Below are 22,975 nucleotides of genomic sequence, written 5' to 3'. Positions count from 1 at the left end.
TCGAACTATCCGCATGGAAGGTGACGAGACGTGGGAAACGGGATTGATCGCGCTGTATCCGCAGACTGGCCGTATCCGCAACTGGTCGCGCATCGTTGCGGCGGCAGCCTCGCGCCTGAGAACACGCTGGCCGGTTTCGACGCGTGCGTGCGTCACGGCTACCGCATGGTCGAATTCGACGCCAAGCTTTCCGCGGACAATCAGCTTTTCCTGCTGCACGACGACACCCTCGAACGCACCACCAACGGTCATGGCGCCGCCGCCGACTACACGTGGGCGCAACTCGCCGCGCTCGACGCCGGCGCCTGGTACGGACCGCAATTCGCGGGCACGCGTCTGCCGACGCTGGCCGACGCGGCCATGCGTTGCGCGCGCGACGGCATTGCCGCCAACATCGAAATCAAGCCGTGTCCGGGCCGCGACGAGATCACCGGTCGGCTGGTTGCAAGCGGCGCGCTGACATTGTGGCAAGGACAGACGCCGCCGCTGCTTTCATCGTTTTCATTCGACGCGCTCGCCGCGGCGCGCGACGCCGCGCCTTCATTGCGGCGCGGCATGCTGTTCGAAGAGGTGCCGGCGGACTGGCTGCGCATCGTGCGTGAACTGGACTGCGTGTCGCTGCACGCGAGCCACCGGCATCTGAGCGAGCCGCTGGTCGCGGACATCCGCGCGGCCGGCTTGCGCGTGCTCGCCTACACGGTGAATGAACCGGCGCGCGCCCTGCTGCTGGCGCAGTGGGGCGTTGACATGATTTGTACCGATCGTATCGATAGACTGAAACCCGACATGTTTTCCGCACCGGCTAATTCGGTGTGAACATGCCGCGGGCGGGCGAGTGCGAATCACACCCGCCCGCCTTGATGCTCGAACCAGAAATTTTCCAAACGTAGCAATTTCGGCAGAGGATGGGGAAAACCATGAACCGCACCGCGTTAGCTCGCATACTTTCGCTGTCGACCGTCGCGGGCGTTGCCGCAGCCGGCGTGAGCAGCGCCTCGGCCGCGCCGCTCGACGCGCTGGTCGCCGCCGCCAAGCAGGAAGGCCAGCTCACCGTGATCGCGTTGCCGCACGACTGGTGCAACTACGGTCAACTGGTCGCCGGCTTTCAGAAGAAATACGGCATCAAGATCAACGAGCTGAATCCGGACGCCGGTTCCGGCGACGAAGTCGAAGCCATCAAGGCGAACAAGGGCAACAAGGGGCCGCAAGCGCCCGACGTGATCGACGTGGGTTTGTCGTTCGGTCCCACGGCGAAGGCGGAAGGTTTGCTGCAACCGTACAAGGTTTCGTCGTGGAACTCGATTCCCAAGGAACTGAAAGACGCCGACGGCTATTGGTACGGCGACTACTACGGCGTGCTGTCGTTTGAAGTGAACGCCGACATGATCGACAAGGCGCCCACCGACTGGAGCGATCTGCTCAAGGCGGACTACAAGAACGCCGTGTCGCTCGCGGGCGATCCGCGCTCGGCCAACCAGGCGATTCAGGCCGTGTTCGCGGCGGGTCTGTCGCAAAGCAAGGGCGACGTGAGCAAGGCCGATAAAGCCGGCCTCAAGTACTTCGCCGATCTGAACAAGAGCGGCAACTTCGTGCCGGTGATCGGCAAGGCCGCATCGCTCGCGCAGGGCACGACGCCGATCATCGTGCGCTGGGACTACAACGCGCTGGCCGACCGCGATACGTTGAAGGGCAATCCGAAGGTGCAGGTGGTGATTCCGAAAACCGGCGTGGTCGCGGGCGTGTACGTCCAGGCGATCAGCGCGTATGCGCCGCATCCGAACGCGGCCAAGCTGTGGATGGAATACCTGTACTCGGACGAAGGCCAGATCGGCTGGCTGGCCGGCTATTGCCACCCGATGCGCTATAACGAAATGGTCGCGGCGAAGAAGGTTCCGCAAGCGCTGCTCGACAAGCTGCCGCCGCCTTCGTCGTACAAGAACGTGGTGTTCCCGACGCTGTCGCAACAGGACGCGTACAAGGAAACCATCACCAAGCATTGGGACGAAGCGGTCGGCGCGAACGTCAAGTGAGCGTCAGGTAAGCGCTCAACTGAGCGCCAACTGAGCATCAACTGAGCGCAGCGACGAACCTGGCCGCGGACGTACCGCAGCTTCAAACCATAGCGTGAAGTCGGGCCGGCGGCGCGCCGCTCGTAATGAGCGGCGCCCCCCGGCGTTAGCCAGATTGCCAAGGGTGAGCTATGAGTGCTTCATCGGATGCCGGGTCGGTCCAAACGGAACTGCTGGTTCCTCCCGTGCCCACCCCAACGCCTCGCGTCGACGGTCCGGGCCGCGCGTCGCAGTTGCTCGCCTGGATCGGCGTGGTGCCGTTTTTCACCTTCGCGCTGCTGTTTCTGATTCTGCCGACCGGCTTCCTGATGATCGGCGCGTTCCAGGATTCGCAAGGCCACTTCACGCTCGCCAACTTTCGTGACCTGCTTCAGCCCACGGTCATGAACGCGTATCTGATCAGTTTCAAGGTGAGCGCGGCGTCGTCGCTCGGCGGCGCGGTGATCGGTTCGCTGCTGGCCTGGGCGGCGGTGCAAGGCAAGCTGCCGCGCTGGATTCGCCCGACCCTGATGACGTTTTCCGGCGTCGCTTCGAACTTCGCCGGCGTGCCGCTCGCGTTCGCTTTCATCTGCACATTGGGGCGCGTCGGACTCGTCACCGTGTTGCTGAAGAAGTACCTCGACATCAATCTCTATTCGACCGGCTTCAGCATTCTGAGCTTTACCGGACTGACGCTGACTTACCTGTACTTCCAGATTCCATTGATGGTGCTGATCGTCACGCCCGCGCTCGACGGCCTGAAGCGCGAATGGCGCGAGGCGTGCGACTGCCTCGGCGGCACCGCGTACCAATACTGGCGCCACGTCGCGTTGCCGGTGCTGTGGCCGAGCGTGCTCGGCGCCACATTGCTGCTGTTCGCCAACTCGTTCGGCGCGGTCGCCACGGCCTATGCGTTGACGGGAAGTTCGCTGAACATCGTCACGATCCTGCTGTACGCGCAGATTCGCGGCGACGTGATGCATAACCAGAACCTCGGCTACGCGCTCGCGCTCGGCATGGTGCTGGTGACGGGCCTGTCGAACGGCGGCTACATCTGGCTGCGTTCGCGCGCTGAAAGGGGGCGCCGATGAAAAGCCAGTCGCGGGTGGGCGCGTGGACCGCGATGATCGTCGGTTCGCTGTATTTCCTGATTCCGTTGATCGCCACGGTCGAGTTCAGCATGCGCATGAAGCGCGGCGTCTACAGCTTCGAGGCGTACCGCGTCGTGCTGGCCGATCCGCGCTTTCAGGCCTCGTTCGGCTATTCGATCATGATGGCGGTGTTCACGATCGTCGTCGGCGTGCTGCTGGTGGTGCCGACCGCCTACTGGGTGCAGTTGCGGCTGCCGAAGCTGCGGCCGGTCGTCGAATTCATCACGCTGCTGCCGCTGGTGGTGCCCGCGATCGTGATCGTGTTCGGCTATCTGCGCATCTATAACAGCAGTTCGATCCTGCCGCTCACCGGCAACGAGCGCGCAACGGATTTGCTGCTGGTGTTCGGTTACGTGACGCTCGCGCTGCCGTACATGTACCGCGCGGTGGACGCGGGCCTGCGCGCCGTCGACGTGCGTTCGCTGACCGAGGCCGCCGAATGTCTCGGCGCGAACTGGCCGACGATTCTCTTCAAGGTGATCTTTCCGAACATCCGCTCGGGGATTCTCTCCGGCGCGTTTCTCACCTTCGCGGTGGTGATCGGCGAGTTCACGCTGGCGAGTCTGCTCGATCGGCCCGCGTTCGGTCCGTACCTGCAATTGATCGGCGCGAACCGCGCTTATGAGCCGTCGGCGCTTGCGATCATCGCGTTCGTGATCACGTGGGCGTCGATGGGATTGATTCAGGTATTCGGCTCGGCCCGCGCGACCGGCGGCCAAAAAACTTGACGGACTGAGGCAGCGAATCATGGCATTCCTTGAGATCGAAAATCTGCATAAGTCCTTCGGGACGAACACGGCGCTGCATCACTTCGACATGAAGATCGAGCGCGGCGAATTCATCACCTTTCTCGGGCCGTCCGGCTGCGGCAAGACTACCGTGCTGCGGATGATCGCCGGCTTCGAAACGCCGACGCGCGGCGTCATCCGGCTCGACAACAAGGACGTCACGCACCTTCGCACGCGGCAGCGCAAGGTCGGCATGGTGTTCCAGTCGTATGCGCTGTTTCCCAACATGACGGTGGCCGAGAATATCGGCTTCGGTCTGAAGATCACGCATCGGCCGCAGGCGGAGATCAACAGCCGCGTCGAGGAGATGCTGCATCTGATCAAGCTGCCGCATCTGGGCGGGCGTTATCCGTGGCAGTTGTCGGGCGGGCAGCAGCAGCGCGTGGCGTTGGCGCGCGCGTTGGCCGGCAAGCCGCAAGTGCTGTTGCTCGACGAGCCGCTTTCCGCACTCGACGCCAAGATCCGTATTTCGCTTCGGCAGGACATTCGCACGTTGCAGCGCGAGCTCGGCATCACGTCGATTTTCGTCACGCACGACCAGGAAGAGGCGCTGTCGATTTCCGACCGCATCGTCGTGATGAACGAGGGGCGCGTCGAACAGATCGGCTCGCCTTCGGAAATCTACAACTATCCGCGCACGCGCTTTGTCGCGTCGTTCGTCGGCACGCTGAATATTCTGGCCGGGCATGTGGTCGATCCGGCGACCGGCAAGATGGCCGTGGACGGTCAGGAGCTCACCACCACCCAGGAACTGCCGCCGGACGATGCCGGCAAGAAGCGTCTGCTCGCGTTGCGCCCTGAAGCGATCGTGCTGGAGCCGGCGGCGCCGGGCCGCAATACGCTGAACGCCACCGTCGAGGAAGTGAATTTCCTCGGCGCGGTGGTGCGCATCAGAACGCGCGTGAAAGACGCCGTGATTTCGCTCGACGTGTTCAACGATCCGAATCGCGGCTTGCCCGAACGGGGGCAGCCGGTGTCGCTCGGTTTTTCTCACGAAAACTTGCTGGTGCTGGAAGAAGGCGGTGCTTGACCCCTGATTGACGCAGCGCGCGCGGGGCCGAACCGCGCCGTTGAAAAGGCGTCCGGGTTTTCCCGGGGCCGCCGCCCCGATGGATTCCGGATTATCCGACGCCCCTTGTCCCGATTTCCGGAATCCCGGACGCCGCATTCCGCCGCGCGACGGAAAATCCATAAAAATCAAGCTGTTGCGTTTTGATTCGAGCTGGCATCGACCTTGCGAAATAGATAACGCGGCCGCAACGGTCCGACAACTAAAGCAAGGAGACAACGATGTCTGATTTCCCTTCCCGGTATTTCTGAATTCGTCGTCTTGTCGCGGCCTAATGCCGTGCACAGGCGTGACGAGTTCCGTTCGCATGATGCGCAGCGTGGCAGGCCATGGGCTCACCCACATCGCAGGTAATATCGTGAAGAAACCTTTCTACAAAGTGCTGTACGTCCAGGTGATCGCGGCGATCATCATCGGCATCGCGCTCGGCCATTACTATCCGACGCTCGCGGTCGACATGAAACCGCTCGGCGACGGCTTCATCAAGCTGATCAAGATGGTGATCGGGCCGATCATCTTCTGTACGGTCGTGACCGGTATCGCCGGCATGGAGGACATGAAGAAGGTCGGGCGCGTCGGCGGCAAGGCGCTGCTGTACTTCGAGGTCGTCTCCACTTTCGCGCTGATCCTCGGCCTGATGGCGACGCATCTGCTGAAACCGGGCGTCGGCTTCAACATCGATCCGGCCACGCTCGACGGCAAGGCTGTCGCCTCGTATGCCGCGAAGGCGCACGGCCAGACCACCGTCGACTTCCTGATGCACCTGATCCCGGACACGCTCGTGTCCGCGTTCGCCCAGGGTGAAATCCTGCAGATCCTGCTGATCGCGCTGCTGTTCGGCGCGGTGCTCGCGACGGCCGGCGAGAAGGGCAAGGTCGTGACGAACTTCATCGACGGGATCTCGCATGTGCTGTTCGGCATCGTGCGCATCATCACGAAGCTGGCGCCGATCGGCGCGTTCGGCGCGATGGCGTTCACGATCGGCAAGTACGGCATCGGCTCGCTGCTGCCGATGCTCAAGCTGATCGGCACGTTCTATCTGACCTCGATCGTGTTCGTGGTGGTGGTGCTCGGTATCATCGCGCGCGCGGTGGGCTTCAACATCCTGCGCTTCATCGGCTACATCAAGGAAGAGATGCTGATCGTGCTCGGCACGAGCTCGTCGGAAGCCGCGCTGCCGCAACTGATGCTCAAGCTCGAGCGGCTCGGCTGCTCGCGTTCGGTGGTGGGTCTGGTGGTGCCGACCGGTTATTCGTTCAACCTCGACGGCACCAACATCTACATGACGATGGCCGTGCTGTTCATCGCCCAGGCGACCAACATCGACCTCACGTGGACGCAACAGCTCACGCTGCTGGCGGTGACGATGCTCACCTCGAAGGGCGCGAGCGGTGTGACCGGCGCGGGCTTCATCACGCTGGCCGCGACGCTCGCCGTGGTGCCGACCATTCCGCTGTCGGGCATGGTGCTGATTCTCGGCATCGACCGCTTCATGAGCGAATGCCGTGCGCTGACCAACATCGTCGGCAACGGCGTGGCGACGGTCGTGGTGTCGGCATGGGAAAAGGAACTGGACCGCAACAAGCTGAACGCGGCATTGCGCGGCGATGTGCCGCTCAAAGAGCCGGCCGGCGTTTAAGCCGCGTACCGGCTGCCAGAACCACGACGCTCACGGCCGCGGACACCTCGCATGAAACCGGTGGCCGCGAGCCGCAACCCCACGCCGTCGGCCGACGAAGCTCGCGCCGACGGCGTGTCGCCTTATGCCACAATAACTGATCCTCACCGATCGGATATTGCCAACGTGACGCGCCGCCTGCTGATCCTCTTCGCGCTCGTCGCCGGGCTCGTGGCGGCGTGCGGGCTCACTTACAGCGTCGCGTGGCAAAGCGGAATCGACAACTTGCGGCGCAACGCCGCGGTGCGCGTCGACCGCACCACCAGCGCGCTGAAGAGCACGCTGGAGCGCTACGAATCGCTGCCGTATCTGCTGGCCGAACATCCCAGCGTGCAAGACGTGCTGGTCGATCCGACTCCGGCCAACGTCGAGCGCGCCAATCACTATCTCGAAGACCTCAACCGTCACGCGCGCGCGACGGTCACTTACATCATTCCGCTCAATGGATACTGCGTGGCCGCGAGCAACTGGCGCGGGCCGGGCAGTTTCATCGGCGCGGGCTATCACTTCCGGCCGTATTTTCTCGATGCGGTCAAAGGCGGCGTGGGCCGCTTCTTCGGCATCGGCACGATCTCGCAGGCGCCGGGCTACTACATTTCGCAGCCGGTGCGGCGCGCGGGCAAGATCGTCGGCGTGGCGGTCGTCAAACTCGATCTCGAATGGTTTCAGAGCGCGGATGCGTCCGAGCCGCTCGTCGTCACCGACGATCATGGCGTGATCTTTCTGTCCGCCGTGCCCGCGTGGAAATATCACACGATACGGCCGCTGTCGGGCCAGGTCGCCGATTCGATCTACCAGGCGCGTCAGTACGCGCAGCAGCCGATCGCGCCGCTGCCGGTGACGATCGAGCGCACGCTCGAAGGCAACGCGCAGATCGTGCGCATCGGCGGCGGCCGCTATGCGCCGCGCTATCTCGCGTCGCGGCGCGGCATGGGCGAGCCGGACTGGCATCTGATCACGATGTCGCCCGTCGATCCGGTCGACGCCGACGCGCGCAACGCGACCATCGTCACGGGCTTCGGCTACATCTCGCTCGTGCTGCTCGCGTTCTACTGGAGAATGCGCCGCGCTCGCGTGCGCGAGGTCATGAGAAGCCGCGCGCTGCTGCAAAAGGCCTACGCCGAATTGAATCGGCGGGTCGCCGAGCGCACCGCGGATCTTTCGCAGGCGAACGAGCAATTGCAGAAGGAAGTCGCCGAACGCACGCGCGCCGAACAGGAACTGCGCGCCGCGCACGACGAGCTGATCCAGGCGAGCAAGCTCGCCGCGCTCGGCCAGATGGCGGCCGGCATCACGCACGAATTGAATCAGCCGCTCGCGGCATTGCGTGGATTCTCGGACAACACGCGCGTGCTGCTCGATCGCGGCGACCACGCGTCGGCGCGCGACAACCTCGAAGCGATCGCCTCGCTCACCGAGCGCATGGGCAAGATCACCAATCAGTTGAAGCTGTTCGTCGGACGAGCGCGGCCGCGCAATGCGCGCGCGCCGGTCGTGCGGGCGCTGCGCAACGTGATCGGTTTGCTGCAAAAGCGCTTGCAAGGCGTGGAGATGGAGTTCGCCTTGCTCGACGCCGACAGCGGCGCGCGCGCGCCCTTGAACCTCTCCGACGACCATCCCGAACTGATCGCCCATTGCGACGACTTGCGGCTCGAACAGGTGCTGATCAATCTGCTCGGCAATGCGCTGGATGCAACCGCTGGCATGAGTCCGCCGCGCATTTCGATCGAGATCGAAGTCGCGGAGGCGAGCTTGTCGTTCGCCGTGAGCGACAATGGTCCGGGCATTCCCGAAGACGTGCTGCCGCGCCTGTTCGAACCGTTCTTCACCACCAAGGAAATGGGGCAAGGGCTTGGCCTCGGCCTCGCGATTTCGTCGTCGATCGCCCGCGATTGCGGAGGGACGCTGGTGGCGCGCAACGCGGCGCACGGCGGCGCATTATTCGTGTTGACGCTGCGCCGCGCTGGCGTGCAAACGAGCCATACATCGGACCCGCTGACGACGGGTTCCTGAATCAGACGGAAAACGACAATGGTGAACCACGGCTTGCAAGTGCTGTATATCGAAGACGACGAACTCGTGCGGCGCGCCAGTGTGCAGAGTTTGCAACTCGCCGGCTTCGACGTGATCGGCCATGCGTCGGTGGAATCCGCGGCGAAGACGATCAGCGCGGATTTCTCCGGCGTGATCGTCAGCGATATTCGCTTGCCCGGCGCGAGCGGTCTCGATCTGCTCGCGCAATGCCACGAGCGCGCGCCCGACGTGCCGGTGATTCTGGTCACCGGTCACGGCGATATTTCGATGGCCGTGCAGGCGATGCGCGACGGCGCGTATGACTTCATCGAAAAGCCGTTTGCGTCCGAACGTCTGATCGAAACCGTGCGGCGCGCGCTGGAGCGCCGCAAGCTGGTGCTCGAAAACCTCGCGCTGCGGCGCGAGTTGGCGGAACAGAATTCGGTGGCGCCGCGCATCATCGGCCGCAGCCCGGCGATCGAGCAGGTGCGGCGGCTGATCGCGAACGTTGCGCCGACCGATGCATCGGTGCTCATCAACGGCGACACCGGCGCGGGCAAGGAATTGATCGCGCGCAGTCTGCACGAGTTGTCGCCGCGGCGTGACAAGCCGTTTATCGCGGTGAATTGCGGCGCGCTGCCGGAGCCGATGTTCGAGTCGGAAATGTTCGGCTACGAACCGGGCGCCTTCACCGGCGCGGCGAAGCGCCGCATCGGCAAGCTCGAACATGCGTCGGGCGGCACGCTGTTTCTCGACGAAATCGAAAGCATGCCGCTCGCGTTGCAGGTCAAGCTGCTGCGCGTGCTGCAGGACGGCGTGCTGGAACGGCTCGGCTCGAATCAGCCGATCCGCGTGAATTGCCGCGTGGTTGCCGCGGCGAAAGGCGACATGGCCGAGCATGTCGCGGACGGCTCGTTCCGCCGCGATCTGCTGTACCGGCTGAATGTGGTGACGATCGCGTTGCCGCCGTTGGGCGAGCGGCGCGAGGACATCGTGCCGCTCTTCGAGCACTTTCTACTCGACGCGGCCGTGCGTTATCAACGCCCGGCGCCGATCCTCACCGATCGTCAGCGCGCGAGCCTGATGCAGCGCGACTGGCCGGGCAACGTGCGTGAGTTGCGCAATGCCGCCGACCGTTTCGTGCTCGGCGTCGCCGAAGATCCGGTGATGTCCTTCGCCGATGACGGCGCGCCCACTCAGCCGCTGAAGGAACGCGTCGAGCAGTTCGAGCGCGCGGTGATCGCCGAGGCGTTGGAGCAGACGGGCGGCGTAGTCGCGGTCGCGGCGGACAAGCTGCAGCTCGGCAAGGCGACGCTCTACGAGAAGATCAAGCGGTATGGCCTCGCGGCCAAGGGGGAAGGGGAGCGGTGAGGATTTGAAGCGCCGGCCAAGGAGATGCCAGGCCGGCGCGTTTGAGTCAGGTTGGAACGTAGGAACCTCGCCTGCGTTCAGGCCGCGTTCAGCGCTTTTTCCAGCAGCTTGTCGAGTTCCGCGAATTGCGGCTCGCCGACGTAGCGCTTCAGAATCTTGCCGTCCTTGTCGACCAGGAACGTGGTGGGCGTGAGCTGGACGTTACCGAACTGCTTCGCGGCCGAGCCGTCGTCCATGGCCACCTTGAACGGCAACTGACGGGTTTGCGTGTAGTTGGTCACGTACATCGGCGCGTCGTAACTCATCGCGACGGCGACGAATTCAAGCCCTTGGCCCTTGAAGCGGTTGTACGTCTGGACCATTTGCGGCATTTCCTTCATGCAGGTGTCGCAACTCGTCGCCCAGAAGTTGACCAGATAGACCTTGCCTTTCAGGTCGGCGGTCGAGATTTTTTGGCCGGAGAGCAGCGTGAAGGTGGCGTCGGGTACGCGCTGCTGACCCGCAAACGCGAAATAGCCGGCGATCGCGATTGCGACGGCCACGGCGGCGATGATGACGTAGCGAACCGGACTCGCGCGCCGGGCGGCGGTGGACGGGGTGGTGCTCATTGGGGTGGAACTCATGAACGGAACCTCGAGAGTCGCGCGGCACGCGCGGAACAGTGCGCCGGTTCGGGCTTTTCAGCCCGGCGCAGCATGACTGCCGCCATTGTAGCCCCAATCCGTCGGCGCGGCAGGACGCGGGCCGGGAGCGGATAATAGGGTTTTCCGCTTCCGTCAGTCCGATCTTCCGCCCCATGTCCCGAACCGTTTCGCTCGTTTTTCATCGCGTTTTCCATCTGTTCGCTCGAATTTCTTCTGTCCGCTCGTTCGTTCGTCGCTCGCAAGACCGTTTTTCGACTAACTGTCGTTCCGCCGACGGCACTTTGCGCTTGCGGCGGGCCCGGACGGTGATCGGCACGGCGGCCTGCATGCTGGCACTCGGCGCGGCTTTGTCGGCATGTTCGCCCGCTTTCGACTGGCGCACCGTGGCGAACAGCGACAACGGCTACACCATCGACCTGCCTGCCAAGCCGGGCAACGATCAGCGAACGGTGCAGATCGACGGCACGCCGATGCAGATGGCGATGCAGACCGCCGAAGCAGGCGACGCCGTATTCGCGGTGGGCACCGTGATGCTGCCGAACGACGACGACACGACGCAGCGCGCCGTGCTCGAATTCCTGCGCACCGGTCTTGCCCATAACGTGGGCGCCGCGCCCGTCACCCATGCGGTGCAAATCCCGCTTGCCGCGGGCGGCCAGGTGCTGGGGCTGGAAATGAAAGTGAGCGGCGAGGCCGGCTCCCAGCATGAATCGCGCACCGTCTATGCACGGCTGGCAGCACGCGGGCGGCACGTTTATCAAGCCGCGATCATTACGTCGAAACCATTGCAACAGGAGCAGATCGACCAATTCTTTTCGTCGTTCCACCTGTATTAAAAACGGTAGTTTTGGCCGACGAGGCGTCGCGCCGGTTCATCATGCACAGTGAAAGTTCCTTCGCAGCATCGTGCGCTAATTGCCGGTTTACGTTGAAGTTTTCCCGTTGCGCAGACGCCCTGTGGATAACTCTGTTGAGAACTCCGCTTTAATTGCCGCAAATGCCCATCCGGTGGGCACTCCGTCAGTTTCACTTCGCCCGCGCCGGTTGAAAAAACGCAATCGAATCAACGGTCTTTCGTTGAATCGCGCGCCGCACCTTTCACATGTTTCAAAAGTTTGCAGGAACGCGCGAATGTGCATAAGTCAAGTCTTGACAGCATGTTTTTCGCTTTATAACGGGCTCAACGCCCGACGATATTGGACGGCTTCACCGATTTGCGCGGCGCTCGGCATGGCGGCACCGGTGAGATCGGCGATGCTCCGGGCCACCTTCAGCACGCGGTAATAAGCCCGCGCGGACCAGCCGAAGCGCTCGCCTGCCTCGCGCAGCAGCGCTTCGCCCGTTGCGTCCGGCCGGCAGACTTCGTCCACTTCGCGCCCGCTCAGCTCGCGGTTGGTTTTGCCCTGCCGGCTCAGTTGCCGTTCGCGCGCGGCGTTCACCCGCTCTGCGATCGTGGCGCTCGTCTCGCCCGTCGCAGTCGATCGGGCCGATAACTCAGCCGGCGTGAGCGCCGGAATTTCGAGCTGGATATCGATGCGGTCCAGCAACGGCCCGGACAGTTTGCGCAGATAGCGCGCGGCGATCTCCGGCGTGCAGCGACAGCGGCCGTTGGGGTCGCCACGCCATCCGCACGGGCAGGGATTCATCGCGGCGATCAATTGGCATGCTGCCGGAAAATCCGCCTGCAAGGCGGCGCGTGAGATCGTGATGCGACCCGCCTCCAGCGGTTCACGCAGCGTTTCCAGCACGTGTCGATCGAATTCGGGCAATTCGTCGAGAAACAACACGCCGAGATGCGCCAGCGTGATCTCGCCCGGTTGCGGTGGGTTGCGGCCGCCGACCAACGCCGCGGCACTCGACGAATGATGCGGCGCGCGAAACGGCCGTTGCCGCCATTGCGAGGGAGTAAAACCGGCCCGGCTCGCGGACAGTAGCGCGGCGGAGCTGAGCGCTTCGTCGTCGGTCATGGGCGGCAGCAGGCTCGGCAAACGGGCGGCGAGCATCGACTTGCCGGCGCCGGGCGGCCCGATCAGCAGGACGTGATGTCCGCCCGCCGCCGCGACTTCCAGCGCGCGGCGCGCGCCGCGCTGGCCGATCACGTCGCTCATGTCAGGTGCGGCGACTGGCGCCGTTTCGCCGAGCTCGGGTGCGGCGACAGGGTAGAGCCGCGCATCGGGCGCTCCTGCCAGATGTGCGCATAACGATGGCAGATCGGCGGCGCCATAGACGTCGACGCCGGGCACCAGCGCCGCTTCCGCGGCGCTTGCGACCGGCAGATAGAGTTGCGGCGTGTGCGGTGCCGGCAAACCGGCTGCCGCGAACTCGCCCGGTGTGACGGAAAGTGCGACGCCGCCGCCATGCGCGGCGCCGCCGCCAAGCGCGACGCCGCCGCGCGCCGTGCCGCACGCCATCGCAAAAGCACCGCGCATCGGCCGTAGCGCGCCGGTCAGCGACAGTTCGCCGGCGAATTCCCGATGCAGCAAGGATTCGGCCGGAATCTGGCCGCTCGCCGCGAGAATGCCCAAGGCGATCGGCAGGTCGAAGCGGCCGGACTCCTTTGGCAAATCGGCGGGAGCGAGGTTGACGGTAATGCGCCGCACAGGAAAGTCGAAGCCGCAGTTCTGCAGCGCCGCGCGTACGCGCTCGCGGCTTTCGCGCACTTCCAGATCGGGCAGGCCGACGATCGAGAAAGAGGGTAATCCGTTGGCGAGGTGAACCTCGACGGTAACTTCGGGCGCGCGGCCAGAGGCCGGCGCGCGACTGCGCACCACGGCAAGCGACATGTTTTCTCCCGTCGGACAGCGCGCCGGGGTGCGCGCAAGTCCCCTAAAACGCTGATGACGTCACGGCTCGCTTGCCAGTGATGTGCAGCACTGCGCAGCTAATGCGCGGCGAGCAAAGCCTTACGGCGTTTGCGTGACCGGCAGCTTCTGCTCGAGTTCGGCGACGCGGCGCTCCAGTTCCTCCAGGCGAGCGCGCGTGCGCACCAGCACCTGAGTCTGCGTATCGAATTCCTCGCGCGTGACCAGGTCGAGTTTCGAGAAGCCTTGCGACAGCATGGCTTTCAAATTGCGTTCGACGTCCTTGGCCGGTGAGTTCTTGAACAGCTCGCTCATGCGGGCCTGAAAGTCGTTGAAGACATCATTCGGTTGTTTCATGGTGTTCCCTTTTCTGCACGGAAAATGTGCATGTTTCATTGCGGCTGTGCCTTGCTGCGCGAAATGCTCAACCTTGGTGCATGACCGGTGGTATGAGGTGTCCTCATGGGCGCCTTTGGTGCGCGTCGGGCTGTTCCACGCCGTCAGAACACTCTAGCAACGATCAATAAGCCGCGCCAGCGTGCGCCGACAACGTTGGCCGTCCGGCCAGGCACGCTTGAGCCCTTGCGCAGCGTGCCCCCACGCGAAGTCTGACACAACATGGCATGCGAGTTGCTGTTACTGCCCCGCGCGCACTGCCGGTAGCGTTTTGCCGACAGCGGAACGAGACCACGCGAAGGGGTTACGGGTACGCAAACAGGTTACGAACGGGTTACGCAACTTAGCGAGGATTTCATGAAGCTCATTACCGCAATCATCAAGCCGTTCAAGCTCGATGAGGCGCGCGAAGCCTTGTCGGCCATCGGCGTCTCGGGCATCACGGTGACGGAAGTGAAAGGGTTCGGCCGTCAGAAGGGCCATACGGAACTGTATCGGGGCGCTGAATACGTCGTCGATTTTCTGCCGAAGGTGAAGATCGAGGCAGCCGTCTCGGACGACATCGTCGACCAGGCGATCGAGGCACTCGAGCGCGCGGCACGCACCGGCAAAATCGGCGACGGCAAGATTTTCGTCACGCCGATCGAACAGGTGATTCGAATCCGCACCGGGGAGACCGGCGCGGACGCCCTGTAACACTAAAAGATAGCGACACAGATAGCGATAAGAGGAAACGAAAGATGCGCAAATTATTGATGTCCTTGCTGATGGCCGGTTCGCTGCTCGCGGGCGGTATCGGCGCCGCCCTCGCGGACGACGCTTCCGCCCCGGCAGCCGCCTCGGCCGCTGCTTCCGATACGGCCGCCAGCGCGCCGGCAGCGGACGCATCGGCTCCGGCCGCAGCCTCGGCGCCGGCAGCGGACGCTTCCGCCGCCCCGGCCGCCAGCGCCGCAGCCGCGCCCGCGGCATCGGACGCCGCACCGGCCGCGCCGACCGCGCCGTTCTCGGTCGATTCGTCGAAGATCAATTCGGGCGATACCGCCTGGATGCTGACCTCCACCGCGCTCGTGCTGTTCATGACGATCCCCGGTCTCGCGCTGTTCTACGGCGGCATGGTCCGCAAGAAGAACGTGCTCGCCACGCTGATGCAAAGCTTCGCGATCACCTGCCTCGTGACGATTATCTGGGGCGTGGTGGGCTACAGCCTCGCGTTCACGCCGGGCGGCTCGTTCATCGGCGGCTTCTCGCGCGTGTTCATGTCCGGCATGAACTACATCAAGGGCGACAAGGCCACGACGCTGACCGTCAGCCATCTGGCCCAGACGATCCCGGAAACGGTCTACTTCGTCTACCAGATGACGTTCGCGATCATCACGCCGGCGCTGATCACCGGCGCGTTTGCCGACCGGATGAAATTCTCGGCGATGCTGGTGTTCATGACGCTGTGGTCGATCATCGTCTACTCGCCGATCGCGCACATGGTGTGGGAACCGACCGGCTGGCTGGCTAGCGCCGGCATCCTCGACTTCGCGGGCGGCACGGTGGTGCACATCAACGCGGGTGTCGCGGGTCTGGTCTGCTGCCTCGTGCTCGGTAAGCGCGTCGGCTACGGCAAGGAAGTGATGGCCCCGCACAACCTGACGCTCACGCTGATCGGCGCGTCCATGCTGTGGGTGGGCTGGTTCGGCTTCAACGCGGGTTCCGCGGTGGCGGCTGACGGCCGTGCCGGTTTCGCGATGTTCGCGACGCAAATCGCAACGGCGGCGGCAGCGCTGGCATGGATGTTCGCCGAATGGGCGGCCAAGGGTAAGCCGTCGGTGCTCGGTATCGTGTCGGGCGCGGTGGCGGGTCTGGTGGCGATTACGCCGGCTTCGGGCTTCGTCGGCATGACGGGTTCGCTGGTGATCGGCATCGTGGCCGGCGTGGTCTGCTTCTGGTCGGCAACGTGGCTCAAGCACAAGCTCGGTTACGACGATTCGCTCGACGCGTTCGGCGTGCACTGCATCGGCGGTATCGTGGGTGCGCTCCTGACCGGCGTGTTCGCGGTCAAGGACATCGGCGGCTTCGACGGCAGCGTCCTTCTGCAAGCCAAGGGCGTGGTGACGACGCTGGTCTACAGCGGCGTCGTGAGCTTCATCCTGCTGAAGGTCATCGACATGGTGATGGGCATCCGCGTGACGGAAGAACAGGAACGCGAAGGTCTGGACGTGAGCCTGCACGGCGAACACGTCGAATAAGAAAACATGCGCAAGCCCGGCTTCAGGGCTTGAACAATCAGAATCAAGCACAGCGACTTTGGCCCGCCTTCATGGCGGGCTTTTTTCTTGCTGAAAGAGTTGTTCCGTCTTGTGAGCAACAGTTTTCCCCACCTATCATGACGATAGTGAGAATGCATTCGTATCGGCTTGCGAATGGAGAAACCGTCCCCAAATGGGCAAAGCATTTGCTCTACAATCTTTTTTCTCCAGTCTGCGAGTGATCAATGGTTCCGCACCTAGTTACGGCGTTAAACGGCCCGCTGCTCGACCTCGAGCGGAAGATCCTCGACGCTACGCCCGCTATCGAACGCTGGTTCCGGCTCGAATGGCAGGAGCACACGCCGCCTTTCTACTGTTCGGTCGATCTGCGTAATGCGGGTTTCAAGCTGGCGCCGGTCGACACCAATCTGTTCCCCGGCGCATTCAACAATCTGCCGCAGGAAGTGTTGCCGCTCGCCGTGCAGGCCGCGATGGCGTCGATCGAGAAGATCTGCCCTGACGCGAAAAACCTGCTCGTGATTCCCGAGCGCCACACCCGCAACGCGTTTTATCTCGAGAACGTCGCCCGGTTGGCCGCGATCATGCGCCAGGCCGGCCTGAACGTGCGTTTCGGCACGCTCGACGAAAGCATCGTCGGGCCGGTCACGATCGCGCTCTCCGACGGGCAGAAGCTCGTGCTCGAACCGCTCGAGCGCACGCCGCGGCGGCTAGGCCTGAAGAACTTCGATCCGTGCTCGATTCTTCTGAACAACGATCTGTCCGCCGGCATTCCGCCCGTGCTGGAAAATCTGCACGAGCAGTATCTGCTGCCGCCGTTGCATGCCGGTTGGGCGGTTCGGCGCAAATCCACGCATTTCTCCTGCTATGACGACGTTGCGAAGAAATTCGCCAAGATGGTCGAGATCGATCCGTGGATGATCAATCCGTACTTCGCGCACGTCGAAGGCGTCGATTTCCAGGAGCGTACCGGTGAGGAAGCGCTGGCCGATGCGATCGACGGCGTTCTGAAAAAGATCGCCAAGAAGTATCGCGAGTACGGCATCTCCGAAAAACCGTATGTCGTCATCAAGTCGGACGCGGGCACCTACGGCATGAGCGTGATGACCGTGCACGACGCGTCGGAAGTGGCCGCGCTCACCAAGCGCGAACGCGCCAAGATGGCGGCCACGAAAGACGGCCTCGAAGTGCACGACGTGATCGTGCAGGAAGGCGTGTACACCTTCGAGCGGATCGGCGAAGAGGTCGCCGAGCCGGTCGTGTACATGATCGACCGCTATGTGGTGGGCGGCTTCTACCGCGTGCACGGCAGCCGCGAGCGCGATCAGAATCTGAACGCGCCGGGCATGCACTTCGTGCCGCTCGGGTTCGAGCATACGGCGCTGCCGGATGCGCACGCGAAGCCCGGCGCGGCGCCGCCGAACCGCTTCTACATGTATGGCGTGGTGGCGCGGCTCGGGTTGCTGGCCGCATCGGTCGAACTGGAAAAGACCGATCCCGAAGCGATTCAGGTCTAACCACCTTGGGTGGCCGATGGCGGCATGCGTGCCGCCATCGTCATTTTCAACGAGTATATTGACGTTCAATGCCAAGCCCGTCAGGGCGCACCGGGACCTTCATGGACATTCTCTTCATCGCCGATCCGCTCACGCAATTCAAGATCTACAAAGACTCGACCTACGCGATGATGGCCGAGGCCGCGCGCCGCGGCCACACGCTTCACACGTGCGAGCCGAAGCATCTGGCGTGGACGGGCGGCGACGTCGAGGCGAACGTGCGGCGCTTCGCGATCGCGGGCGACGTGACCGATCTGCATCGCGACACCTGGTACGCTGCCGAGGCCGCCGCGCCACGCTCGCTGAAAAGCTTCAGCGCCGTGGTGATGCGCAAGGACCCGCCGTTCGACATGGAATACGTCACGTCGACGTGGCTGCTGGAAATGGCGGAACGCGGCGGCGCGCGCATCTTCAACAAGCCGCAGGCGATTCGCGATCACTCGGAAAAGCTCGCGATCGGCGAGTTCGCGGAGTTCGTCGCACCGACCTTGGTCACGCGCGACGCGGCTCGCTTGCGCGCCTTCCACGAAGAGCACGGCGATGTGATCCTGAAGCCGCTCGACGGCATGGGCGGCATGGGCGTGTTCCGTGTGAAGGCCGACGGCATGAATCTCGGCTCGATTATCGAAATGCTGAGCCACGACGGCGCACGCTCGGTGATGGCGCAAAAATTCATTCCGGAGATCAAGGAAGGCGACAAGCGCATTCTGCTGATCGGCGGCGAAGCGGTGCCGTTTTCTCTCGCGCGCATTCCCCAGGGCAACGAGGTGCGCGGCAATCTGGCCGCGGGCGGGCTGGGCGTGGCGCGCCCGCTCACCGATCACGATCGCAAGATCGCCGGCACGCTTGCGCCCGTGCTGGCGGCGCGCGGTTTGCTGCTGGTCGGACTGGACGCGATCGGCGACTGGCTGACCGAAGTCAACGTGACGAGCCCGACGTGTTTTCGCGAGATTATGGATCAGACCGGCTTCGACGTCGCGGCCATGTTCATCGACGCGCTGGAGCGGGCGGTCGGCTGAGGCACGGCCCTTGATTGGACGCCATGGCCCCCAAACTATGTAGTAACTCCGCGCGGGGCGAAACGCCCGCTTTGGCGCGAAAATGAGCCTGCTACAATGCCCGCTCCGCCGCGCCAAGCCGACTCGGTGGCGTCAGCCGGACGTCACGGGCATGGATTGCGGACTGTGAGCGAGCAGTTTTCCGCATGCGTCCCGGTTGGACCGGGCGTCGCGGGCCGCTCGTCAAAACGATGCGTTCCGGCCCTCATGGCCCACGGCCGGTCGAGGGCGCTTGGGATCCGGGCCTCGTCCCGGTCCACGGTTTGGGGCCGTTCTTTTGCAGTAAGGCTGACATGGCAGGCATTCTGATCATTGCGCACGCTCCGTTCGCCACCGCGTTGCGCGATTGCATTTCGCATATCTATGGTGGCTTGCCGGCTCGCATCGGCGTGATCGACGTATCGCCGGATTGCGATCCCGCACAAATGGTCTCGTTCGCCAATTCGGAAATCGAGCGGCTCAAGGAAGAGAACGGCGCGCTCGTGCTCACCGACATGTTCGGCGCCACGCCGGCGAATATCGCCGGGCGGCTCGCGTCGGTGCCGAATGTGCGCGTGCTGTGCGGCGTGAACCTGCCGATGCTGGTGCGTGCCGTCTGTTATCGCGCCACGCCGCTCGACACGCTGGTCGACAAGGCGCTCGCCGGCGCCACCAAGGGCGTGCATGCAATCGGCCCGGCCACCCCACAGCCCGCCGCGGCTTGCGAACCGTGTTCGCCCGCGTTGCCGGCCGATGCCGCTGCTGGCGACTGTTTGCCCGCCTTGCCCCCCGAGGCCGATTTGACCCACAAAACCGACTCCACGGGCTTGTAACCGGATCGAACGGCGTTCAAAGGGCGTCAAGCGATTTCAAAACGCATTGCAACCGGTTTGCAGTTTCATCCTTCACAACAACACTTACCCGCGCTTCGGACCATCACATGCTGCAACAGGAAACGACCATTGTGAACAAGCTGGGGCTGCACGCGCGTGCGTCGGCCAAGTTGACGCAACTCGCCGGCAACTACCAGGCGGAAATCTGGATGAGCCGCAACGGCCGCCGTATCAACGCCAAAAGCATCATGGGCGTGATGATGCTGGCAGCAGGCATTGGAAGCACCGTGCTGATCGAAACGGAAGGCACCGACGAAAAGGAAGCGATGGACGCACTGTTGAAACTGATCGCCGATAAATTCGGCGAGGGCCAGTGAGCTCGCGCGTCCACGTTGCGAAGAGCATCCACCACGCCGCGGCTGTCCGCGGCGTTTTTTTTAGCGCATGACAATGGGTGATTCGGCGTCCATGGAACCGACGACGATCGTTGCGGCTGCGACAATTCGTGCTGCGCTGCACACAGCCCCGGCGCCCGCGCGAGGGGCGTGGAATTTATAATGGCGACGAGAGTCTGAGAGCACTGCAGCGGTTTGCCGCGGCATCACACAACTAGAGGAGGTGCGCGTGTCCTTCACGCTGCATGGAATTCCCGTGTCACGCGGTATCGCCATTGGGCGGGCTTACCTGATCGCCCCGGCTGCACTCGACGTAGACCATTACCTGATCGAACCCGCTCAGATCGAGAGCGAGGTCGAGCGTTTCCGTGCGGCCCAGCAGTTCGTTCATGGCGAACTCGACACGCTGCGTGCCGACCTCGCCGCGGACGCGCCCAGCGAAATGGGCGCGTTCATCAACGTTCATTCAATGATCCTGAACGATGCGATGCTCGTGCAGGAAACCATCGACCTGATCCGCACGCGCCGCTATAACGTGGAGTGGGCGCTGACCGAACAGCTCGAGCGCCTGTCGCGCCATTTCGACGACATCGAGGACGAATACCTGCGTGAGCGCAAAGCCGACATCGAGCAGGTGGTGGAGCGCGTGTTGAAGGCGCTCGCGGGCGCGTCGGTGGCGCTGGTGGACGGCGTGCACGGCGCGTGCGACGAAATGATCGTGGTTGCGCACGACATCGCGCCGGCCGACATGATGCAATTCAAAACGCAAACGTTCCAGGGTTTCGTCACGGACCTCGGCGGCCGCACCTCGCATACGGCGATCGTCGCGCGCAGTCTCGGCATTCCGGCCGCGGTCGGCGTGCAGCACGCGAGTGCGCTGATCCGCCAGGACGACCTGATCATTGTCGACGGCGATCATGGCATCGTGATCGTCGATCCGGCGCCGATCGTGCTGGAAGAGTATTCGTATCGTCAAAGCGAAAAGGCGCTCGAACAGCGCAAGCTGCAGCGCCTGAAATTCTCGCCGACGCAAACCCTGTGCGGCACGCGTATCGAACTGTGCGCGAACATCGAACTGCCGGACGACGCGCGCGCGGCGCTCGATGCGGGCGCAACGGGTGTCGGACTGTTTCGCACCGAATTCCTGTTCATGAACCACAAGGACCGCTTGCCCGAGGAGGAGGAGCAGTTCGGCGCGTACCGTCGCGCGGTCGAGTTGATGAACGGCTTGCCGGTCACGATCCGCACGATCGACGTGGGCGCCGACAAGCCGCTCGACTCGATGGGCGGCGGCGATGGCTACGAAACCGCCGCGAATCCGGCTCTCGGACTGCGAGCGATTCGCTGGAGCCTCTCGGAGCCGCAGATGTTCCTCACGCAACTGCGCGCGATTTTGCGCGCGTCGGCGTTTGGCACAGTGAAGATCCTGGTTCCGATGCTCGCGCACGCGCAGGAAATCGACCAGACGCTCGATCTGATTCGCGAAGCCAAGCGTCAACTGGACGATGCCGGCATGGCCTACGATCCGAACGTGCAGGTCGGCGCAATGATCGAGATTCCGGCTGCGGCGATCGCGTTGCCGCTGTTTTTGAAGCGACTGGATTTCCTGTCGATCGGCACGAACGATCTGATTCAGTACACGCTGGCGATCGATCGCGCGGACAACTCGGTCGCGCATCTGTACGACCCGCTGCATCCGGCGGTGCTGCATCTGATCGCGTTCACGCTGCGCGAGGCGAAGCGGGCGGGGGTGCCGGTGTCGGTATGCGGCGAGATGGCGGGCGATCCGGCGTTGACGCGTCTGCTGCTCGGCATGGGCCTCACCGAGTTCTCGATGCATCCGAGTCAACTGCTGGTGGTCAAGCAGGAAATTTTGCGCTCGCATCTGAAGACGCTGGAAAAGCCGGTGGCCGATGTGCTGGCTTCGTTCGAACCCGAGGAAGTGCAGGCCGCGCTCAAGCGCGTGGCGTTGGCTTAGCGAGGTTTGCCGGATCGGATCGGCTTCGAATGAACAAACGCCGCACATCCGCGGCGTTTGTTCATTCAGCGTCTTGCATGCTCAGTCCCGATGCTGTTCACCACACACCGGGCAATCCGCCTGGCGCGCAATGCGCATCGTGTTCCATTCCATCCGCAGCGAATCGAGCATCGTCAGGCGGCCCGTCAGCGGCGTGCCGATATTTCCGATCACTTTTAGCGCCTCCGCAGCCTGCATCGAACCGATGATGCCGACCGTCGGCGCGAACACGCCCATCGTCGAGCAGGCGACTTCCTCGAACGGCTGGTCTTCCGGAAACACACACGCGTAGCAGGGTGACGCTTCGTCACGAAAATCGAAGGTGCTGATCTGGCCGTCGAAGCGCAGTGCCGCGCCCGACACCAGCGGCACGCCGTGCCGCACGCAGGCGCGATTGATCGCATGGCGCGTCGCGAAGTTATCGGTGCAATCGAGCACGACAGTCGCGTGCGGCACTTCGCGGTCGAGCCACGCGTCGTCGACGCGTTCCGCCACCGCGTTCACCGCGACCTCGGGATTGATCCGCGCGATCGCGTCGCGCCCGGATTCCACTTTTTTTCTGCCGACCGATGCTGTCACGTGCAGGATCTGCCGTTGCAGATTGGTGAGATCGACCGTATCCGCATCGACCAGCGTCAAACGGCCGACACCTGCCGCCGCGAGATACATCGCAGCGGGCGAACCGAGCCCGCCCGCGCCGACGACGATCGCGTGCGCGTCGATAAAGCGCTGCTGCGCCTCAATGCCGATTTCATCGACGAGGATATGGCGGGAATAGCGGAGGAGTTGGTCGTCGTTCATGGCGGGGCGCGTGAGTGTCGCGCGATGGGACGCAAACCGGCGGTTTGCGGCGCGCGTTTTCGTTGCTGTTATTTTAATCGCGCGAAGGGTGCGGCTTGCTGCGGGTTTTGCTGGAGCGTTTT

General features: G+C 63.6%; 20 protein-coding genes. 16 read left to right on the top strand and 4 right to left on the bottom strand.

All coding sequences use genetic code 11. The annotated features are described in order from the left end of the window. Positions 1-30 precede the first annotated feature (30 nt). From ugpQ to ACTJLC_RS14505, 8 genes are all read left to right on the top strand, one after another. Complete coding sequence (gene ugpQ / locus ACTJLC_RS14540; RefSeq protein ID WP_440844314.1) at positions 31-816, top strand: glycerophosphodiester phosphodiesterase; 786 nt, start codon at positions 31-33, stop codon at positions 814-816. A gap of 101 nt (positions 817-917) precedes the next feature. Further along, positions 918-2,030, top strand: a complete 1,113-nt coding sequence (locus ACTJLC_RS14535; protein ID WP_073429346.1) for an ABC transporter substrate-binding protein — start codon at positions 918-920, stop codon at positions 2,028-2,030. A 170-nt stretch (positions 2,031-2,200) separates the two neighbouring features. Continuing rightward, positions 2,201-3,139 (top strand): ABC transporter permease, encoded by a 939-nt coding sequence (locus tag ACTJLC_RS14530; protein ID WP_073429347.1) that lies wholly within the window; start codon positions 2,201-2,203, stop codon positions 3,137-3,139. After that, positions 3,136-3,927 carry an ABC transporter permease gene (locus ACTJLC_RS14525; RefSeq protein WP_073429348.1) on the top strand — a complete coding sequence of 264 codons (792 nt, stop codon included), beginning with the start codon at positions 3,136-3,138 and terminating at the stop codon, positions 3,925-3,927. The genes ACTJLC_RS14530 and ACTJLC_RS14525 overlap by 4 nt, the downstream gene beginning before the upstream one ends. Positions 3,928-3,946: 19 nt before the next feature. Then, positions 3,947-5,017 carry an ABC transporter ATP-binding protein gene (locus ACTJLC_RS14520; protein ID WP_310131605.1) on the top strand — a complete coding sequence of 357 codons (1,071 nt, stop codon included), beginning with the start codon at positions 3,947-3,949 and terminating at the stop codon, positions 5,015-5,017. A gap of 397 nt (positions 5,018-5,414) precedes the next feature. Further along, entirely contained in the window at positions 5,415-6,695 is a 1,281-nt protein-coding gene (locus ACTJLC_RS14515) for a dicarboxylate/amino acid:cation symporter (protein ID WP_073429449.1), read from the top strand. Positions 6,696-6,746: 51 nt separating this feature from the next. Beyond that, positions 6,747-8,747, top strand: a complete 2,001-nt coding sequence (locus ACTJLC_RS14510; RefSeq protein WP_440844311.1) for a sensor histidine kinase — start codon at positions 6,747-6,749, stop codon at positions 8,745-8,747. Positions 8,748-8,765: 18 nt separating this feature from the next. Beyond that, positions 8,766-10,118: a sigma-54-dependent transcriptional regulator gene (locus tag ACTJLC_RS14505; protein WP_073429351.1), complete on the top strand. Its 1,353-nt coding sequence runs from the start codon at positions 8,766-8,768 to the stop codon at positions 10,116-10,118. Positions 10,119-10,195: 77 nt separating this feature from the next. Here the strand turns inward: ACTJLC_RS14505 and ACTJLC_RS14500 are convergent, their stop codons facing one another. Then, positions 10,196-10,726, bottom strand: a complete 531-nt coding sequence (locus ACTJLC_RS14500) for a TlpA disulfide reductase family protein (protein WP_073429352.1) — start codon at positions 10,724-10,726, stop codon at positions 10,196-10,198. 230 nt (positions 10,727-10,956) lie between these two features. Here ACTJLC_RS14500 and ACTJLC_RS14495 point away from each other — a divergent pair, with 230 nt between their 5' ends. Further along, on the top strand, positions 10,957-11,598 hold the full coding sequence (locus tag ACTJLC_RS14495; RefSeq protein ID WP_374710290.1) for a hypothetical protein: 642 nt from the start codon (positions 10,957-10,959) through the stop codon (positions 11,596-11,598). A 333-nt stretch (positions 11,599-11,931) separates the two neighbouring features. On the opposite strand, the gene ACTJLC_RS14490 is transcribed toward ACTJLC_RS14495, so the two are convergent. Both ACTJLC_RS14490 and ACTJLC_RS14485 read right to left on the bottom strand, forming a co-directional pair. Continuing rightward, positions 11,932-13,545, bottom strand: coding sequence for a YifB family Mg chelatase-like AAA ATPase (locus ACTJLC_RS14490; protein WP_440844309.1), 1,614 nt, complete (start codon positions 13,543-13,545; stop codon positions 11,932-11,934). Between the two features lie 120 nt (positions 13,546-13,665). Continuing rightward, positions 13,666-13,920, bottom strand: a complete 255-nt coding sequence (locus tag ACTJLC_RS14485; protein WP_073429355.1) for an accessory factor UbiK family protein — start codon at positions 13,918-13,920, stop codon at positions 13,666-13,668. 396 nt (positions 13,921-14,316) lie between these two features. On the opposite strand from ACTJLC_RS14485, the gene ACTJLC_RS14480 reads away from it, so the two are divergent. From ACTJLC_RS14480 to ptsP, 7 genes are all read left to right on the top strand, one after another. Continuing rightward, positions 14,317-14,655 (top strand): P-II family nitrogen regulator, encoded by a 339-nt coding sequence (locus ACTJLC_RS14480; protein WP_006048089.1) that lies wholly within the window; start codon positions 14,317-14,319, stop codon positions 14,653-14,655. Positions 14,656-14,699: 44 nt separating this feature from the next. Further along, the gene (locus ACTJLC_RS14475) at positions 14,700-16,196 is read left to right on the top strand and encodes an ammonium transporter (protein ID WP_310131573.1); all 1,497 of its coding nucleotides are present in this window, start codon (positions 14,700-14,702) and stop codon (positions 16,194-16,196) included. 245 nt (positions 16,197-16,441) lie between these two features. Further along, complete coding sequence (gshA, locus tag ACTJLC_RS14470; protein WP_073429357.1) at positions 16,442-17,731, top strand: glutamate--cysteine ligase; 1,290 nt, start codon at positions 16,442-16,444, stop codon at positions 17,729-17,731. Between the two features lie 101 nt (positions 17,732-17,832). Then, a complete protein-coding gene (gene gshB / locus ACTJLC_RS14465; protein ID WP_073429358.1) occupies positions 17,833-18,789 on the top strand; it encodes a glutathione synthase in 957 nt (318 codons plus the stop codon). 332 nt (positions 18,790-19,121) lie between these two features. Next, complete coding sequence (locus ACTJLC_RS14460; protein WP_310131571.1) at positions 19,122-19,640, top strand: PTS sugar transporter subunit IIA; 519 nt, start codon at positions 19,122-19,124, stop codon at positions 19,638-19,640. 107 nt (positions 19,641-19,747) lie between these two features. Next, complete coding sequence (locus ACTJLC_RS14455; protein WP_054035732.1) at positions 19,748-20,017, top strand: HPr family phosphocarrier protein; 270 nt, start codon at positions 19,748-19,750, stop codon at positions 20,015-20,017. Between the two features lie 247 nt (positions 20,018-20,264). Then, complete coding sequence (gene ptsP, locus ACTJLC_RS14450; protein WP_083084756.1) at positions 20,265-22,013, top strand: phosphoenolpyruvate--protein phosphotransferase; 1,749 nt, start codon at positions 20,265-20,267, stop codon at positions 22,011-22,013. 81 nt (positions 22,014-22,094) lie between these two features. Here ptsP and ACTJLC_RS14445 read toward each other — a convergent pair whose 3' ends face one another. Next, positions 22,095-22,853, bottom strand: coding sequence for a HesA/MoeB/ThiF family protein (locus tag ACTJLC_RS14445; protein ID WP_310131567.1), 759 nt, complete (start codon positions 22,851-22,853; stop codon positions 22,095-22,097). Positions 22,854-22,975 lie beyond the last annotated feature (122 nt).

The sequence above is a fragment of the Paraburkholderia sp. 22099 genome, from assembly GCF_052045835.1.
Lineage (GTDB): Bacteria > Pseudomonadota > Gammaproteobacteria > Burkholderiales > Burkholderiaceae > Paraburkholderia > Paraburkholderia terricola.
This window is presented reverse-complemented; position numbering and strand designations above follow the sequence as displayed.